The 17,604-nt window shown below is 52.4% G+C and carries 13 protein-coding genes; 3 read left to right on the top strand and 10 right to left on the bottom strand.

The features are described 5' to 3' along the window. Positions 1-187 precede the first annotated feature (187 nt). A complete protein-coding gene (locus tag KTE_RS24685; RefSeq protein WP_201385668.1) occupies positions 188-2,509 on the bottom strand; it encodes a Tex family protein in 2,322 nt (773 codons plus the stop codon). Between the two features lie 187 nt (positions 2,510-2,696). Continuing rightward, complete coding sequence (locus KTE_RS24680) at positions 2,697-4,346, bottom strand: protein kinase (protein WP_201385666.1); 1,650 nt, start codon at positions 4,344-4,346, stop codon at positions 2,697-2,699. A 302-nt stretch (positions 4,347-4,648) separates the two neighbouring features. Between KTE_RS24680 and KTE_RS24675 the strand changes: the two genes are divergently transcribed. The 3 genes from KTE_RS24675 to KTE_RS24665 all read left to right on the top strand — a co-directional run bounded on the left by KTE_RS24675 (position 4,649) and on the right by KTE_RS24665 (position 6,996). Further along, positions 4,649-5,572, top strand: a complete 924-nt coding sequence (locus KTE_RS24675) for an RNA polymerase sigma factor RpoD/SigA (protein ID WP_157506736.1) — start codon at positions 4,649-4,651, stop codon at positions 5,570-5,572. A gap of 267 nt (positions 5,573-5,839) precedes the next feature. Continuing rightward, complete coding sequence (locus tag KTE_RS24670; protein WP_201385659.1) at positions 5,840-6,406, top strand: serine/threonine-protein kinase; 567 nt, start codon at positions 5,840-5,842, stop codon at positions 6,404-6,406. A gap of 44 nt (positions 6,407-6,450) precedes the next feature. Continuing rightward, positions 6,451-6,996, top strand: coding sequence for a hypothetical protein (locus KTE_RS24665; RefSeq protein ID WP_201385657.1), 546 nt, complete (start codon positions 6,451-6,453; stop codon positions 6,994-6,996). Between the two features lie 1,487 nt (positions 6,997-8,483). Here the strand turns inward: KTE_RS24665 and KTE_RS24655 are convergent. From KTE_RS24655 to KTE_RS24620, 8 genes are all read right to left on the bottom strand, one after another. Then, positions 8,484-9,095 carry a pentapeptide repeat-containing protein gene (locus tag KTE_RS24655; protein ID WP_201385656.1) on the bottom strand — a complete coding sequence of 204 codons (612 nt, stop codon included), beginning with the start codon at positions 9,093-9,095 and terminating at the stop codon, positions 8,484-8,486. A gap of 217 nt (positions 9,096-9,312) precedes the next feature. Continuing rightward, positions 9,313-10,374, bottom strand: a complete 1,062-nt coding sequence (locus KTE_RS24650) for an acyl-CoA desaturase (RefSeq protein ID WP_201385655.1) — start codon at positions 10,372-10,374, stop codon at positions 9,313-9,315. A gap of 128 nt (positions 10,375-10,502) precedes the next feature. Next, positions 10,503-11,300 (bottom strand): hypothetical protein, encoded by a 798-nt coding sequence (locus KTE_RS24645; protein WP_201385654.1) that lies wholly within the window; start codon positions 11,298-11,300, stop codon positions 10,503-10,505. A gap of 21 nt (positions 11,301-11,321) precedes the next feature. Continuing rightward, positions 11,322-13,235, bottom strand: a complete 1,914-nt coding sequence (locus tag KTE_RS24640) for a PAS domain-containing sensor histidine kinase (protein WP_201385653.1) — start codon at positions 13,233-13,235, stop codon at positions 11,322-11,324. Positions 13,236-13,324: 89 nt separating this feature from the next. Then, on the bottom strand, positions 13,325-13,876 hold the full coding sequence (locus KTE_RS24635) for a hypothetical protein (protein WP_201385651.1): 552 nt from the start codon (positions 13,874-13,876) through the stop codon (positions 13,325-13,327). Between the two features lie 678 nt (positions 13,877-14,554). Beyond that, positions 14,555-15,289: a response regulator transcription factor gene (locus tag KTE_RS24630; RefSeq protein WP_201385650.1), complete on the bottom strand. Its 735-nt coding sequence runs from the start codon at positions 15,287-15,289 to the stop codon at positions 14,555-14,557. A 254-nt stretch (positions 15,290-15,543) separates the two neighbouring features. Continuing rightward, complete coding sequence (locus tag KTE_RS24625; protein WP_201385649.1) at positions 15,544-16,371, bottom strand: slipin family protein; 828 nt, start codon at positions 16,369-16,371, stop codon at positions 15,544-15,546. Positions 16,372-16,390: 19 nt separating this feature from the next. Further along, positions 16,391-16,942: a hypothetical protein gene (locus tag KTE_RS24620; RefSeq protein WP_201385648.1), complete on the bottom strand. Its 552-nt coding sequence runs from the start codon at positions 16,940-16,942 to the stop codon at positions 16,391-16,393. Positions 16,943-17,604 lie beyond the last annotated feature (662 nt).

Raw genomic sequence — 17,604 nt, 5'->3', positions numbered from 1 at the left:
CGCTATCAAGTTTCATCGTAGAGATGCCTCTATTATAGGACAACGAGGCCCAACAAGGCCAACAACAACGGGGCTTTCACGCCTGCGTCGCTCAAAGGGAGAAGGGGTGTGTGCATGGAAAAGCGAGCAATGCTCACTTTTCCATGCACACACCCCTTCCTCTGAAAGTTCGTTGCGCGAGAAGGCACTATTGTTTGGCGTTGCGCATGCTAAGCTGGACGCGATTGCGCTTGAGGTCAATACTGAGTACGCGCACAGAGACGACCTGGCCCACTGCTACCACAGTCAGCGGGTCCTTGACGAAGCGCTCAGCTAGCTCGGAGATATGCACCAGGCCATCCTGCTTAACGCCAATATCGACGAAGGCGCCAAAGTCGACGACGTTGCGCACCGTTCCCTGAAGGATCATGCCTGGCTGCAAATCCTCCATCTTTAACACATCATGGCGCAGGATCGGCGCGGGCAGAGCATCACGCGGGTCGAGACCTGGCTTCTCCAGATTTTCCAGGATGTCATGCAGCGTAGGCATACCCACCCCAATCTGTTTGGCGATGTTCTTCCAGGCCTCGGTTTCGTCACTTGCCTCGCCGCGTCCACGGCTGCTGCGCCCAAAGGAGTGCTGCAACTTGATCAATTGCTTGAACTGGGCGATGCGCTCGCTTGGCTTCTGCTTCTGATCGCCTGGAAGCATATTCAGTAGCGCACGCGCCGCTTCGTAACTCTCAGGATGGATAAAGGTATTATCCAGGCTATCGACAGCATTCCCAATCTTGAGGAAGCCTGCCGCCTGGACGAAGGTCGCGGGTCCCAGGCCTGAGACCTTCTTCAATTCGTCACGCGACTTGAAGGGTCCATGAGCCTCGCGATGCTTAACGATTGCGTTGGCGACACGGGTATTAATGCCCGAGACGTGCTTGAGCAGAGCGGAGGAGGCAGAATTGACCTCGACACCCGCGAAGTTTACACATGAGACGACCACGCGATCCAGCATCTCAGCCAGTTCTTTCTGATCGACATCGTGCTGGTAGAGGCCGACACCAACGGCCTTGGGATCGATCTTGACCAGTTCGGCCAGGGGGTCTTGCAGGCGACGCGCAATAGAGATAGTGCCGCGCTGGGTCGCGTCGAGAGTGGGGAACTCCTCGCGAGCCGCTTCAGAGGCTGAGTAAACCGAGGCACCGGCCTCGTTAACGAGTACATACCCAATCTCGCCGTGCTGCCCTCGCTCCTCTTCAATCGTGCTAATCACGCTCGCGACCAGTTGCTCGGTCTCGCGCGAGGCGGTACCATTCCCGATGGCCACGACTTTCACCTGGTGCTTAATAAGCATGTCATGCAGGACGCGTTTAGCTTTCTCTTCCTGGTGCAGGTAGACCGTATCTGAGAGGAGGTATTTGCCCGTTTCATCGACAAGCGTCACCTTACAGCCGGTGCGATAGCCAGGATCGAGGCCTAGTACCATCTTGCCGCGCAGGGGTGGCTGGAGCAAGAGATTGCGCAGATTCGCGGCGAAGATATGAATGGCGTGCTCCTCCGCCTTCTTGGTCAATTCTACGCGCACCTCGCGCTCCATAGCGGGCGCGAGCAAGCGTTTGTAGCCATCCTCCATCGCCTCTTCCAGGGTTCGCTGAAAGGGCGAGGTTGCTCTGGCAGGGTAGTGGCGGGTAATCTCGCCTTTCGCCTGCTCATATGCCAGGTTCACGCCCACACGCAAGATTCCCTCACGCTCGGCACGATTCAAGGCCAGCACGCGGTGAGGCACCAGTTTGGTGACATCTTCGTTAAAATCATAGTAGAGTTGGTAGACTCCCTGGGGGTCCTTGGCCTTCAGCTCTTCCTCGTCAAGCGCTTTGGCTTTGAGCGAGGACTGCTTGAAATAGGCGGCGCGCACATCACCACGGACGGAGGCATCTTCAGCGATCATCTCGGCAACGATATCGGCTGCGCCCGCGAAGGCTTCAAGGCTTGTATCCACACCTTTTTCGGCATTCAGGAAAGGCGCGGCATGCTCTTCGAGGATCGCCTCCACATCACCTGAGATCTCAGGCTGCTGCAAAATAATCTCCGCCAGCGGCGCCAGACCCTTCTCACGTGCCACGCTCGCACGCGTTTTGCGCTTTTGCCGGTAGGGGAGATAGAGGTCCTCAACCGCTTGCAGCGTGGTCGCCTCTTCGATGGCCGTAGCCAGTTCGGGCGTGAGCTTGCCCTGACCATCAATCAAGCGCCGTACATCCTGCTTGCGCTCATGCAGTGCCCGCAGCGAGGCGGCCCTATCGGCAATAGCCTGAATCTGCACCTCGTCGAGGCTACCGGTCACTTCTTTACGATAACGGGCAATGAAGGGAATGGTATTGCCCTCGTCTAACAGGCCAAGCGTGCGCTCAACCTGGCCACGCTGTAGATTCAATTCGGAGCTCAGTTGTGCGGCTATCTCCTGAGGAGACAACGTCGTCTCTTCCAGCTTCGCGGAATCTATCGTCACAGTCTCATGTTTATCTTCTGTCGTCAACGATTACTCCACCTTCTCTAACAGGTTTCTATCTCTCCTGATAGTACCATAAACACGCGTCTCTTGAGCGAAAAATCCCCCTTTCGTCTCGTCTCGCTGCGCTCGGCTTATAAAAAGGGATATATTGTTGATGTGGCGTGGTCGGCCATGGCCGACCACGCCACATCAACAATATATCCCTTTCCATTCAGGGTTGCTGGGGGTGCAGCCTGGCCCAGCGGGCCTTGAATTGCGAGCGGCCAAGCATGCCACCGATCCAACCCAGGACAAAGGAGATGATCAGGCCACCGACGACGAAGAGCAAAAGGGGACTGGCCCCCTGCTGACCGCTGGTCGAGGCCTGCGTCTGACGCTTAAGAAACTCAGGAAAGATTTCCTGCCAGACGCGCGCGGGCGCCCCAGGCTCCATTGAGCCTCTAAGATGCTGTGCCCACTGTACGACCAGGCCTACAAGCAAGACGCACCAGAAGGTAATGGTACTGGTCACGCCCGCCCAGAGGCCCGACCAGGCTCCGCGTAGCGAGCGTCCACCGCGATGGGTGGTGATAAAGCCGGAAAAGACATAGAACATAAAGCCCATCAGGATGGCCAGGTAGAAGTACTCCTCGCGTGGATAAAAGAGAATCAAGAGCGCCGAGAGTACGCCCTGAATAATGCCCCAGAGACATCCCTGGCCAAAGGCACTAGGAGCGACTTGCGGTGCATAGGCAGCCTGGGGTGGCTGTAACTTTTGCCCCTGGGGAATGGCCTGTGGGGCACGCCCCTGTGGCTGAGGAGTACGTGGCCATTGGGGCGGCTGCCCCTGGCGTGGGGGTTGTTGCACCTGGTGCTGGGAACCGCGCTGACCAGCCTGGGCAGGCTGTGGTTTAGCCACCTGTGCCTGTGGGGGAGCAGGGAGCTTCAAGGGCTGCTGAGATGATTGTGAACCCGCCGGCCAGGCAGGCGAGGCCAGTGTCTTATCGGAATGTGCTGTCGCGAATTGGGGATCACGAATAGCACTCGCGAAATCGGCCATATTGGCAAAACGATCTTCAGCGCGCACCGCGAGCGCTTTGAGGAGCACGTTCTCTAGTGATTGAGAGAGCGCTGGATTCAACTGACGGGGAGGGATCAGGTGATCCTGAAAGCTGCGATTGATCGCGGGCGGCGGCAAGCGATTGGTCAAGAGCAGGTACATTGTGGCCGCCATAGAGTAGATATCGGATTGAGGTCCCGTCTTGCCAGTATACTGTTCAAGTGGGCTAAATCCGGCAGACACCGCCTTCACCAGCGTCTGCGTCTCCTCGTCTGGATGATAGAGCTTGGTCAGGCCAAAATCGACCAGGACCGTGGTCTGAGCTGGTGTCAGAATAATATTGCCAGGCTTAATATCACGATGAATAATAGCGGGCCTACGGCTATGCAGTTCGTGCAACACATCCATGATGGGGAGGAGCCAGTTTACAACCTCTTGCTCGCTACAGGGACCGTTGCTGGCCTGGTGTGGCTCCTGCTCCCCCACGCGACCGCCGGGGACGCGACTTCGCAGCAATTCCAGCAGGTTTTTCCCCTCGATAAGCTGCATCACCAGGTAGAAACGGCCATTGGACTCGAAGGCGTCATATACCTCGGGCAGGTGCTTGCTACGCACAGTAAAGAGCACACTGGCCTCCATTAGCCCCTGTCGCCGCGCCATCGGGGTGATATCATATGTTTCTTTAATAGCGCAGGGCCGGTTGTTTTCGCTGGTATCGCTTCCACGATAAATGGCCCCAAAACCACCGCTATTGATCAGCGGCCCCACGACATAATGGCCCCCAACAACCGTTCCTTGCGCCAGTGCGAGTGGCAAGCTCATACCAGAGCTTTCTCCCTTTTCTATGACTATTGAACCAGGCGTATGCTCCGCCCTGTTCAGAAAGCAGGCTTTCTCAAAAAGAGAACGTTCCCTGTGGCAAGATCATCGTACAACATTTCCTCTCTATACCTAGAGACGTGCAAAATCTTCTACGATAGAAACAACCTCTCAGTTACATCTTAACGACAAGAAACTCTACAAAAAAACGTGCCTTTGTCGCTTGCAATAAGCCATACGTATGATACAATAAGCCATACTGATCTGATCTTACGTACATGTTGCAGGAAGAAGAGAGCAAACATTTGGAACGAAACGTGATGTTTGATGCTGATCATGACCGTGAAAAAACGGCAGACACGGAACGCGAAACCGTCCAGGAAACAGAGCTGAGCAGCCTGGCACAGAGTGACAGTCTCCGCCTCTACCTGCGCGAAATCTCGCGTATTCCTCTGCTCTCGGCCGTAAGCGAGTCCCGCCTTGCTGAACGCGCGGAGAATGGCGAAAAGGAAGCCAGGAACCACCTGATCGAGGCGAATCTGCGACTGGTAGTAAGTATCGCCAAAAAGTACGTTGGGCAGGGACTCTCCCTTGAAGATCTTATTGGCGAAGGGAATATTGGTCTCATTCGCGCAGTCACCAAATTTGACTATCGTAAGGGGTTTCGCTTCTCAACGTACGCAACCTGGTGGATTAAGCAGGCTATCACACGCGCCATCCTGGAGGGCACACGCGTTGTTCGTCTTCCTGTCTACATCATGGAAGAAGTCATGCGTGTCAAACGCACCACGCGCCAACTCTACCAGGAATTGGGACGCGAACCAACGCCTGAGATCATTGGTGAGCGCCTGGGCATGACCGCTGAGCGTGTCAGCGAACTCCTGATCTGGGCCGAGAAAGTCTTCTCCCTGGACGCCCCACTTTCAGAAGAGGAAGAAAATACCCTGGGAGACATCATCGAAGATGTACGCGAACGCGGTCCCATGGAGATCACCGATCAACAGCTCCTGCGTGAAGAGATCCGCAAGGTACTTGGGCAGTTGACGGTACGTGAGCGCCAGGTAATTGAGCTTCGCTTTGGTTTGATCGATGATCATGACCATACCCTGGAGGAAGTCGGCAAAAAGCTTAAGGTCACGCGCGAACGCGTCCGCCAGATTGAAGAGCGTGCCATTCGCAAACTCCGTCACCCACAGGCGAGCCGTATCCTGAAGGATTACCTCGACTAGAAATTACTTCGACTGTGTCTATATGCTTTTGTAGCGTCGTACTTCAGAGCAATATACCGCAACAAGGGGTAGAGCGCTTCTCAGGTGTAAGAAGTGCCCTACCCCTTGTTGCGTGCAAAAACACTGGCTTTTTTTGCTGGTACGCTCCTTCCGGAGAGATAAGTACCTTTTTCTCTATCCACCACATTTTCAACTTGCATACGTTTATTCTAATAGAGAGCATATTACGCATTATCTATCCTTCGACGAAGAAACGGGTTGTAGCGCATGAATGAACTAGCTGGTCAGAGCCTGGGTGGGTTTCTGCTGGAAGAAGAGATTGGGCGAGGCTCCATGGGGGTCGTCTACCGGGGGCGACAGGTCGCTCTCGAACGGGAAGTAGCTATCAAAGTATTACCCAAGGCGCTGGCACGTGACCCCTCATACATGGCACGCTTTATTCGCGAGGCTCAAATTATTGCCGGACTCAATCACCCCAATATTATTCACATCTACGACGCTGGCGAAGCCCATAAGCTCCTCTACTTCGCCATGGAGTATGTCCAGGGGCCAACGCTGGCCAATCTGCTGCATATGGATGGAGTGCTACCGCAACACCTGGCGGCTGAGTATGCCGCGCAGATCGCGGATGCGCTTGATGCCGCCTATAAAGAGCGTAATGTCATCCATCGTGATATCAAACCAGAGAACCTTATGCTTGATCGCTGGGGCAAAATCAAAGTCACCGATTTTGGCCTGGCACGCGCGCCTGGTCATCAGCAAATTACCGTCACCAAGACTCTGGTTGGTAGCATCTACTACGCCTCGCCAGAACAGGTCTGGGGCACCAGTTAGATAACCGCAGCGACATCTATGCCCTTGGCGTGGTCCTCTACGAAATGGTCACCGGACACCGTCCCTTCATCGGACGCAACATGCCAGAACTGACGCAGACCATCGTAAAGGGTTCGCCGCCAGCGCCAGGGACCTATAACTCGGCTCTCTCCTCCGAGCTGGAACATATTATCCTCACAGCCCTCGCTCTTGACCGCGAACAGCGCTATCCTAGCGCGGGATTGCTGGCGGAGGCGCTGCGTAGGCTACGGCTCTCGGCCCCCCTGCCCCCTGTACCACGCATCCAGGCGCCACGCACCCATATTCCCATTCAACCACCCAAGCGCCCAAGCGCGCAACAGCCAGGCTATACACCCAGTCCACAGCCTCAATTGAAGCCAATGGACACGCCAACCCTGCCAAACATAAGCATTCCTTTCACGCCCTTGCCACAACCAACCACCGACAAGGTGGCTCAGGCGCGCAAGGACCAGGACACCTCTCAAAGGGGGAAAGAAGACCCATACCAGACACAACCAGAACTCCAATCGGAGCACGCCGAACAACGCCCCTGGTGGAACAAACTCTTCCGACCACCACATCGCTCCTAGCGGCACAATAACATGGCGCGCATCTGCTCCTGACGCCCTGCTAAAGATGCTACGTGCAAGTCTATAGCTTGCACGTGTTTGTGCTATGGCAAGTGGACGCACCTGTATTGAGCTCAATTTCCATATCTGTTCCATCCTGATACGTCTATTCTATCCAAAAATTCCGCCCTGTAAGCTGTCAAATATGCTGTCACATTGTAGTATATAAAGGCACTTGCAGAGCGGGATGAATAAACATCAACATTGCGCAGTAAAGAGTAAGGAAGTTTCGCAGTAACTCAAAAGCGAGTGGCCTGGACTCGCCAACAACAAAACAAAAAGGATCGAGGCCTGACCCACCAGGGAGCGGCTTCCCCTTCCTCACTGGATATACTGAAAAAAGGAGGCAGGAATTATGAGCCAAACACTACAATTTGCCAGGGAACTGTTCAGCGACGAGGGGCTCGTCTCTTTGAAAGAGTGGAATGGCCCCAACGGCGCGATGGGTATGTACCACGCCAAAGATGTGGGGTATATTTATCTCTTGGTGTACATACAAGGCCCAACAACGCCATTGTACGCATCAGTACCCAGATACAGAGAAAACCCAGGCGCTTCATGATGCGGAGATCATCGCTGCATTTGCGGGCGCTCAAGAGATTGTCGCGTAAGACTTATCAGATGCAAGAAGGCCTACCTGGTAACCAGATAGGCCTTCTTTATGAGCATGATAATTACTGGCACCTTCAAACAATATTCTCCTACACTCTCATTTTCATCGATACTGAAGTTGTCCCAATTTGGTGGAAGCTGAGAACAGAAGAGAAACTTCATACAGGAAAAGATAACTCTTGAAAAGAGAAGCGCATAGTCGCTCACTGTGAAACCACTCCCACTTGGAGGGTGAACAACGAGATAACAGAAAAGAGGTTGAAATGAAATAGATTCCTTCAACCTCTTCCTCTTTGCTTTCCAGAACCCGGTTAGATGGTGACCGCTATTCCTTTTTTCTCAAACAATTCATGGATGCCACTGAGTATATCCTCTCACTCGCGAGGTTCTACAAGCTCAACTTCATCAAGAGGAGGAGATCCTTCTGACACAACATCTCTGTTTCCAACGGTATCAGACGCTACTGAGTATCGCGTTAGAATCTCCTCTTTTCAACCTCTCCCAAAGTAGGTCAACGCCAAACAGACGCCAGAATCACAGGAAACGAAGCAGGGGTCCCAACATATTTTCCCCTCTCGATTCCGCTAGGGGCAGGTACATCTGTTAATGATCTCAACGCGCATTCCGCTCAGCTTGAGATTCAGGTGCTCCAGCCCTGGTCTTTTTGAGAGACCGATACAAGGTCGTACGAGAGATCCCAAGTGCCGCACACATTTCTAGGACAGAATAACTCTGATCCTCGAACATCCACCGAGCCAGAGCAATCTTCCCGTTCGTTGCTGCCACTTTCTTGGTCTCCGTTACCGGAATTTGAGTTTTTTCTGTCGGGACCAAAACTATGCCGCAGGGTCGTTCTGAATGGTGGTTCTTCTTTTTTCAGCTTTCAGCGAGGTTTTGAGACCTCTTTTTCCACGCTCCCCGTCTGGTAAGGGTATCTGCTCAGGGAATGGTTTGCGAAAGATAGCTCTGTCGAGGTTTGCGTCTCGTAGGTCCACTTTGTCAAGGTTGGCCTCACGAAGATCGACTCCAGCCATATTCGCTTTGTGAAACCTCGCTTTGCCGAGGATGGCTCCAGAGAAATCCACGCCGCGCAGATCCGTATTGTTGAGGTCAGCGCCCATCAGGTTTGCGTTATGGAAGAGAGCACCGCGTGCGTCTGCCCCATACATACGTGTCTTCATGAGATTGGCGTTACTGAGATCGGCTCCCTTTAAATTCGCATTGCGCAAGTCCGCTCCGTGGAGGTCCGCCCCTCGTAAGTTTGCTTCACATAGATTGGCTTCAGTCAGATCGACTTCGTGGAGATCGAATCCCGTGAGATCTGCTTTGTGGAGATCAACGCCATGAAGCTCTGGCTCGAATGCCTGTATTTCAGCATAATCGTGTCGCCATGTATTCCAAAGTGTTTTGCCTTCCGCGAGACGCTCAAGAGGGGATTGATTGACCATATACTTCACCTGCGATTCTACTTATTGCATCGATTACATTTTTCTGAAGGCTGGCATAGGGAAAGAAGAAATGCACCAGAGAGAACGAGACCATCTCAAACGGCAGATGTTGCTGATGCGTCCAGTGGCGCAGGCAGCGATGAAGTAGCTGGGGCGATCTTGGACGAGGGATCCCCAGCGTTTACCGGCATCAGCTTCGTCCTAGCTTCCTTTGCTCTTAAGCCGTTATCCGTCGCAGCGGAGCACCAATTTGATGTAAATGGCTCAAGATCTCTGTCAAGGATTGCCAGACACTTGTCTCATGATAGGCAATGGCATATGCCTGACAAAATTCCTTGACAATAGGTTGGGCTGCCTTCAACTGGTTACGAGCCATACTCGGGAATAAATGATGCTCAATCTGATAATTTAAGCCCCCATAGCAAAAATCAGTCACGGGATGGGCATGGATATTGCGAGCCGTCAGCACCTGCCGGTGCAGGAAATCCATGGCACTCTCTTTCTCAAGCACTGGCATCCCTTTATGATTGGGCGCGAAAATCGCTCCGAGATAAAGCCCGGTGAGAGCCTGATGCACCACCACAAAAAGAAAGGCCGGCCAGAACGGGAGCAGTATGAACGCGCAGGCCAGGTACACCACAACGTGTGCAAGCATCAGAACCCATTCGAGCGCATAATACCTCGCCTTCTTGTGCAATAGGAAGGTAAAACTATTATACTGAAGTCCTAGAGCGACCGTCAGCAATGCGGGAAGGAAGAGCCATGCCTGATATTTCACGAGTATTTGCCTGACCCTCCCTATCTTAGCAAGGTCGGCTGTGCCAGTAAAATCGAGGAGAGGGATCGCAAGGTCGGGATCGGTGTCTACTTGATTGGGATGGCTATGGTGTGCATTATGCTTTTCAAGCCACCACCCATAACTCATGCCAATCAGCAAATCTCCCCCGATGAGGCTCACGAGGTCATGTTGCCAGGCGTGATGAAACATCTGCCGATGTCCAGCTTCATGGCTCAGTAAGCCAATCTGCGTCCAGACAAACGCCAGATAGGTGGCATTGAGTAGTTGAAGCCACCAGACGTGGACAAAGAGGAGGAAGAGCACACCAAGTCCAAGCATAGCGCAGAGCAGTGCAATCCGGTAGATGTAGTACGTTGGCTGCTTCTCCAGCAACCCTCGTTGCTTCAACATGTGTTTTAATTCAGCATACGTTCCCTGTGGTGTCTCCTGGGAGGAAGACGCCAGTGGTGACATATGCGAGGGAGAGAGTGTCTGGTGCATGGGAATTGGCCTCGATTCTCGTATGGAATGCTTCCTGCGTTCCAGGGCATAGGGGACACTACTAGAGAGCGTAGCATTGCTGCTAGCATGTCGTGCTCTTTGGGAAGAGCTGTTCATTCTGCGGAAGCTCATCCCTTCTGGGCGTTGTATCCCTGCTCATCCATTCGAGGCCCGAAAAATTCGATGCGGTAGACACCATCTGGACATTTGACCTCATGATAGTAGCAGAATTGGGGGAAGATGCTGTGGAGATCACTCCGGTCATGTGCCTCCTGTGATGCCAGGAGAGCATACCCCTGTATTGCCCTGGCCCTGTCTGAATACTCATGGACTTGCCCATCAGCAGCAATCACGGTGTAATAGGTCGTATAAGGAAACTGCATACACGGACGAAGGAAGAGCATATTACGGTGCGTGCTGCCATTGAGAAGCGTGGCAACGTCCGAAGAGAACCAGGCTCTCCAGGAAGCATTGGCAGCATGGCCTCGTGTGGGGTCGAGAGAGCAGACGGCATATTCAACCCCAGAGACGACCTCCGGCATTACTTTGGCGTTTCCATAAATGAGAGTGTACACGTTTCTATTTGGCCTCCATGTCTCAGAGGTTGCTTTCAAATGCTCCCACCGATGCTCGCCATAGAGTAGAACAGGGCATCCTTCTTGGTAGCTGGTACCTGCTTCTTCTGGTGAGATTTCCATCCAGGTGGAGATGGGGATGGAAACGTTGGTACTCTTCTTGGCAGACAACTGCTCTGGTAGTTTTGATTTCCAGGACTGCGACGAAAGAGGAACATCGACATCAGTGAGCTGCTTCATGGCCCATGTGAAGTCAGGAACAGAAAGCTCCCGACCATCGCGCAATTGGGCGTGATATGTCCTTTCAAGAAGCCATTGTTCGCTCTGCTGTTCAGAAAATGGGGTAGTCATTATCATCATCTTCTCCCTTCGTTATATGTGTTCTAAAGGAGCGAACGGAAGCGTAAACCAGAACGTTGATCCCTCTCCAGGAGTGCTTTCGACGCCTATTCGCCCATCATGGCGCTCAATAAGTGTTTGGCTGATATAGAGACCTAAGCCCAGGCCCATCCCTGATCCACTTTTCGCTTCCATCTCTCCTATCCGATAAAATTTTTTCCAGACCTGCTGCTGTTGTGTTTCAGAGAGACCTGGCCCCTGATTATGCACTGATACGCGTACCATTGTTTCTTCCTGCTCCAAGCGAACATCTATCGGCGTGCCGGCTTCAGAGTACTTGAGCGCATTGGAGAGATAGTTGTTGACCACCTGTCCAACACGGTCTGCGTCGGCCCATACCTCTGCCTGGGAAACCAGGGTATGCCAGCGAATCGTACGCGTAGGGGCAAGGATGCGCTGATCTTCAACCACCTCGCAAACAATCCTGACCAGGTCGCACCGGGTACGCTGCAGGGTGAATTGGTTCGTCTGGATACGCGAGATATCGAGAAGATCATTGACCAATCGATTTTGCCTCTTGATTTGGCGCTCGACACGATCAAGCAAGCTCCGAGCCGTGGTGAGGGCCTGGGCCGTGGTCTCGTCGAACGTTGTTCCCTGTTGTTGAAGGCGTGTGAGCTGGAGTTGTGCGAGTTGAAGATTCCCTTTCATGGAGGTTAATGGTGTTTTGAGTTCATGGCTGGCGATACCAAGAAACGCATCCATCTGGCGTGCTGTTTCCTGCAAGGCTAACTCACGTGCCTTCGCTTCGGCTTGTTCTTGCAGGAACTGTTCTCGCTCGGTAACATCCTGATTCATCTCCACGATGACCGCTGCTTGACCAGCCTTCGCAGGCACGAAGATCTGGCAACTCTCCACGATCAAGCGTTTCCCATCGCGCGATGTCTGGGTGAGTTGCCCTTGCCAGTGTCCACGTGTGGCCAGGACGAGAGCGACCGCCTCACGCGACGCGTAAAAGCAGGTCTGCAAAAGGGTGTGGATATCCTTCCCAAGAGCTTCCTGCTCGGTCCATCCATAGAGCGCAGTTGCCCCCTGGTTCCAGACGAGAATACGGTCGTCTGGGCTATGGATGATGATAGCATCGTGGGCTTGCGCAAGGAGATCTCCCTGCACCTGGACGTTCTGCGAGCGTGACGTCTGTTCCTGATATGTTCTCATAAGATACTCGGCAAAGGGACGCGAAGGATCCCTTGGTGTTACAACCCTCCAAAAACGCGCTCTTCCTCTAGCGGCTTGCTGCGTTATGACATGGGTACCAATTGTATTCATCACCAGCATGTTCCGTTGTGCCAGAAGCGGATGAAGGACAGAAGAGGAACGAACATCGTCTTGTTCGGCGCGTTGTTGCTCAATTTGCTGAGGGGTATGCCCATAGTACACACTGGCAGCATGCACTTCCTGCAACAAATCATGCTCTGACAGCGCGAAAATGGCGTCTAAGGCTCGCAGCAAGTTCATTCTCCGATTCAGCAAGACGAGACGACCATGGGCAAGGCGCTGTGCCAAATCCTCATGAGGAGGAAGAACAGTTGCAGCCTTCTCGATTTTGCGCGTGAGACCAGCAAAAGCGAGCCCATCCAATTTTCGCTCGAGGAATGCCACCACCGCAGCAGTCTTTCCCTCCTGCCAACCCTGTAAGAGACCTAAGCACATGTTCCCCTCATATCGTCGGCTGTGCGTCGAGACATTCAGGAGGTGGTCTTTACATGCACAGATCCAGAGGGCATGAAGATAGTGGACAGTTTCAGCAACAGGAAATGCTGAGAAGCGCTGCTGCCCATGTACGTCCTGAATGAAGCCAAGACTTGCCTCAAATTCGGATTGTAGCCGCTCAAATGCTTCGAGTTTCTGCGTTACCAATGCCGTTCTCACGATTGCTTCTTCCATAGCAAGCTCTTCTTTCTTCGCTTCTCACACCTGGGAACTGCCAGAAAGAGGCTCTTTCAAGGCACACTCGTGGCAGCACCTGAGAGGCGTTAGCGTTGTACATTGTGGCGAGGTGAAAAGCTTCCCATCTCAAACGCGGCATCAGATGTGCCGCCATCGTCAAGCCAACGCCCTATGGCCTCGGTCTCGGATGTGTTTCCATCATCACGCCAGCGTTCCGTTACCTCAGCCTCAGAGATCACCTCTAAGAAGGGGTCATCAGGACGGTACGTTCTGGCTCTCGTTTTCCGCATCACCTGGGTTGCGGGAGCAATGCATGGTCTTCCTCGCTCCTGGTCATAACAGTCATACACCATCTGATCCGTGCGCTTTGGGTGCGGTTTCTGCCCTGGAGGAAGAGGGGTGACCGGCGGGCCGGGCTTAGATGTCGGCCATGCCGGGTAGACATACGGAGTTTGAGCATGTCTCTCCGGCATGAGCGTCTCTGCGAAGTTGCCCTGGCTTGCACTATCTTCTCTCGCAGAGGAGCCCTGCACAGATGGAGAGACGCCTTGTGCGGTCACGACTGTTTCTGGATGCTCATCTGGTTGTGCGTTTCTCATCGCCTTGACTGGCGGGTGTGTTTCTTGAATAGTGCTCATAGGAGTTGCCTTTCTTGCGAGAAACCAGAGGAGCACTTCTTCGGTTGAAGGCGTGTCAACCAGGAGCGGACTCTTGAAACAGTGTCATCGAAGAGATGGTGTCGTTTTTCCTCAGTGGGCTCGTTGGCGCCGGTCCTGTATTTCCCTGAACCAGAGAAGAGTGATCAGGAGGACAAAGAGCGCTAAGGGGAAAAGGAAGAGTTCCATAATCATGTGATCCTGTATGGTTTGCCCCCAGATGCCTATGTCTGAAGGAGGAGAGGGAGCACAAACGCGAGAGCGCAAACGCGACCATTGTAACAATCATGTCTGCTGAGTGGGGAGAAGAGCGCTCAGAACGTTGGTAGTTACAAGGGACATGGTGTGAGAGGCTTGACTCAAGAAAAGATCTATGAGCTATTTTTAGTATACACTATTTCTGAGAAAAATACAAATATATATCTAAGCTATGCTATTTTGATTGCATTGCTTTTTATGAAAAGTTCAACTACTAAAGAGAATATCCCCAGATCCTGGGCATATGAAGACGCAATTCACGCTCTTCCGGCTCGCTCAAGGGGGGCAGGGGATATTTCTGGGGGCGAGCCATTGCTCTTTTCCTTCTTTCTCTCCCCTCATTCTCTATCATCTCTGTCTCCCTACTGTTGCTCAATTGCTAGCTGACCCACCAGGTTACACTCAGCCGACACGCACTGGCCGACCAATTTCTTTCACCTTCTGTTGTTCTTCTTTAGGGCGTATCAACGTATAGCCAACGCCAGTCACGGTGAGAATAGAGTGTGGATTACTCGGATCAAGTTCCACTTTCTGGCGGAGATGGCGTATATGTGCTTTGACCAGACAGGTATCACCATCGCCATCATATCCCCATACATGGGTTACGATTTGATCGGCTGTGCAAACATCATTGGCATTCATAGCGAGCAGATGGAGTAGCTTACTCTCTGTCGGCGTCAAATGCACAGCTTTTCCACGAATTCTCGCTTCATTATGCAGCGAATCAATACACACAGGTCCGACCGTTAACACCGAAGAAGGGCGACGCTCCAATGTTGAACGCGCGCGTCGACTTACAGCCCGAATACGTGCCAGTAATTGTGAAGGGAAGAACGGTTTGCGGAGATAATCATCGACCCCTGACTCCAAACATCGTATTTCATCCTGCACATTTTTGCCCTCTGTGATCACCAAAACAAGCGTATCATGCTTCGTGCGTAGATCCTCACACATACCCAGGATATCGACGCCTTTTAGTACTGGATCCACAATGACGAGGTCTGGCTGCTGCTCCAACCATTCACTCTTCGCTTGCTCGCAAGTATACGCCCAATAGACTTTATATCCAAGTGTTTTGAGCCAACTTACGAGCATTTCCACCAAATCACAGTCACTATCAATAACCAGTATTTTCATCTGGTCTGCTCCCTATCTATCAGCTGGCTCACAAGAAAGCTAGCGACCAACCCCACAATCAGCCCTACAAGAAGGCCTCTTGGGGTAAGAGTAGCTCCCAGAAGAAGTTTTGCAACTCTCATGATCTCGTCCTTTGCTTGAAACGATACCCCTGTATCGTTCTCAATAGAGTCAAAACATGCACGTTCACCGTACACCCATCACAGCACCTAAGAGGCGTTGCTTCCATGACAACGACAACTTCCAGCAGTCATCTAACGCGGGAGAGAGAACTCCTTCAGAGGAACATCGTTGGGTGGCTCACGTACTGCCATGTCCGCCTTCTGGTGCGTCATCTTTAACATCGGTTCAATCAGGTCGATTGGTAGCGGGAAGATAATCGTCGAATTCTTCTCCACCGCGACCTCTGTCAGCGTTTGCAGGTAGCGTAGTTGTAGCGCGGCAGGCTGTGAGCCAAGAATTTCGGCGGCTTGAGCCAACTGGGTCGAGGCCTGTAATTCTCCCTGAGCATGAATCACCTTCGCGCGCTTCTCGCGCTCTGCCTCCGCCTGCTTGGCCATGGCACGCTGCATCGTGACAGGTAACTCAATATCCTTGATCTCAACTGCGGTCACTTTTACGCCCCATCCCTCCGTCTGCTCGTCAATAATAGTTTGCAAATCACGGTTGACCTTGTTGCGCTGCGCCAATAGCTCATCCAGTTCCGACTGACCGAGGACGTTGCGCAAGGTCGTTTGACCAATCTGCGTAGTTGCCTGGTGAAAGTCCATCACATTGACAATAGCCGCAATGGGATCGACGACATAGAAGTAGAGGACCGCCGTCACCTTGATCGTGACATTATCACGAGTGATGACCTCTTGCGGGGGCACGGTCAGCGTGATAATTCGCAAGTCGACCTTACTCACGCGTGAAATGAGCGGGGGAACGAAGAAGAGCCCGGGACCCTTTGCTCCAATTAAACGTCCCAACACGAAAACTACGCCGCGCTCATACTGTTGCACTATGCGAATCGCAGAAAGCGCGACGAACACCAGCAAAACCACGATGATCCCAAACACAAACACTGCAAAGAAAGTCATGGCAAGCCTCCTGATGGCGTTATCGTTTTACAATATGGTGAGATAAAAGCTCTCCCATCTCAAATGTGGCATCAGGTGTGCCGCCATCATCGAGCCAGCGAGCTATTGCCTCGGTCTCGGATGCGTTGCCATCATCACGCCAGCGTTCCACTGCCTCAGCTTCAGAAATCACCTCTAGGAAGTTGTCATCAGGAAGGTAGACCCTGCCTCTCATCTTCCGCACAGCCCGGGTTGCAGGAGAAACGCATGCTCTTCCTTGCTCCTGATCATAGCAGCCATAGACCATCTGGTCAGTACGCTTGGGGTGTGGTTTCTGCCCTGGAAGAGGGGAGGTGACCTGTGGTCCGGGCTTAGATGTTGGCCACGCCGGGTAAGCAAACTGAGTTTGAGCATGCCTACCCAACCTGATCGCCTCTGCGAGGTTGTTTTTGCTTACAATGCCTTCTCTCGCAGAAGAGTACTGCGTAGAGTCAGGTGCGCCTTGAACGGCCACTACTATCTCTGGATGCTCATCCGGTTGTGCGTTTCTCATCGCCTTGACTGGCGCGTGTGTTTCTTGAATGACGGTCATAGGTGTTGCCTTTCTTGTGACCAAGAAGAGGAGCGCTTCTTCTGCTGAGAGTATTCAACTGGGAGCAGACTCATGAAATGGTGCTATCGGAGAGGGAGTGTCGTTTTCTTCGGTGAGTTCGTTGGCGCCGATCCTGTGTCTCCCTGAACCAGAGAAGAGCTATCAGGAGTACGAAAAGGAGCAAGGGTAGAAGGAAAGTTTCCATAATCATGCAGTCCTGTATTTCTCTCCTCCAGATGCATCTTCCTGAGGGAAGAGAGGAGGCACAAACGCGAGAGAGCGAACATGACCATTGGAGCAATCACGCTTACCGAATGGAGAGAGGAGGGCTCAGAGCATTGGTGGGTACGAGGAACATAGTGTAAGCGGCTTGACTCATGGAAGGATCTATGAGCTACCTTTAGTATACACTATTTTTAGGAAAAACACAATACATATTCCAACTAGCAATATTTATGATTTCACCGCTTTTTATAGAAAATTTCAACTATTAAGTAATATCGTCACAGTGAATGAGCGATTTTGCCACGTTTCTTAAGGTGGATAATTGGAAATGTAGAAACAACAAAAATACCAATAGATTCAACAACAACAAACACATAAAAAGTTAACACATAGACAAACTACTAAAAACATAATATTATATCTTTGGCACACTAAAA

The organism is Ktedonobacter sp. SOSP1-85 (assembly GCF_016587415.1).
Taxonomy (GTDB): domain Bacteria; phylum Chloroflexota; class Ktedonobacteria; order Ktedonobacterales; family Ktedonobacteraceae; genus Ktedonobacter.
Note: the sequence above shows the minus strand (reverse complement) of the source record. Positions and strands in the feature narration are given on the sequence as shown.

What these genes read in the sequence shown, in the direction of transcription:
- KTE_RS24680 (WP_201385666.1), bottom strand. Translation starts at nt 4,346, where the DNA reads ATGAGCTTGCCACTCGCACTGGCGCAAGGAACGGTTGTTGGGGGCCAT.
- KTE_RS24665 (WP_201385657.1), top strand. Translation starts at nt 6,451, where the DNA reads ATGGTCACCGGACACCGTCCCTTCATCGGACGCAACATGCCAGAACTG.
- KTE_RS24645 (WP_201385654.1), bottom strand. Translation starts at nt 11,300, where the DNA reads ATGACTACCCCATTTTCTGAACAGCAGAGCGAACAATGGCTTCTTGAA.
- KTE_RS24625 (WP_201385649.1), bottom strand. Translation starts at nt 16,371, where the DNA reads ATGACTTTCTTTGCAGTGTTTGTGTTTGGGATCATCGTGGTTTTGCTG.
- KTE_RS24670 (WP_201385659.1), top strand. Translation starts at nt 5,840, where the DNA reads ATGAATGAACTAGCTGGTCAGAGCCTGGGTGGGTTTCTGCTGGAAGAA.
- KTE_RS24650 (WP_201385655.1), bottom strand. Translation starts at nt 10,374, where the DNA reads ATGCACCAGACACTCTCTCCCTCGCATATGTCACCACTGGCGTCTTCC.
- KTE_RS24620 (WP_201385648.1), bottom strand. Translation starts at nt 16,942, where the DNA reads ATGACCGTCATTCAAGAAACACACGCGCCAGTCAAGGCGATGAGAAAC.
- KTE_RS24655 (WP_201385656.1), bottom strand. Translation starts at nt 9,095, where the DNA reads ATGGTCAATCAATCCCCTCTTGAGCGTCTCGCGGAAGGCAAAACACTT.
- KTE_RS24640 (WP_201385653.1), bottom strand. Translation starts at nt 13,235, where the DNA reads ATGGAAGAAGCAATCGTGAGAACGGCATTGGTAACGCAGAAACTCGAA.
- KTE_RS24635 (WP_201385651.1), bottom strand. Translation starts at nt 13,876, where the DNA reads ATGAGCACTATTCAAGAAACACACCCGCCAGTCAAGGCGATGAGAAAC.
- KTE_RS24630 (WP_201385650.1), bottom strand. Translation starts at nt 15,289, where the DNA reads ATGAAAATACTGGTTATTGATAGTGACTGTGATTTGGTGGAAATGCTC.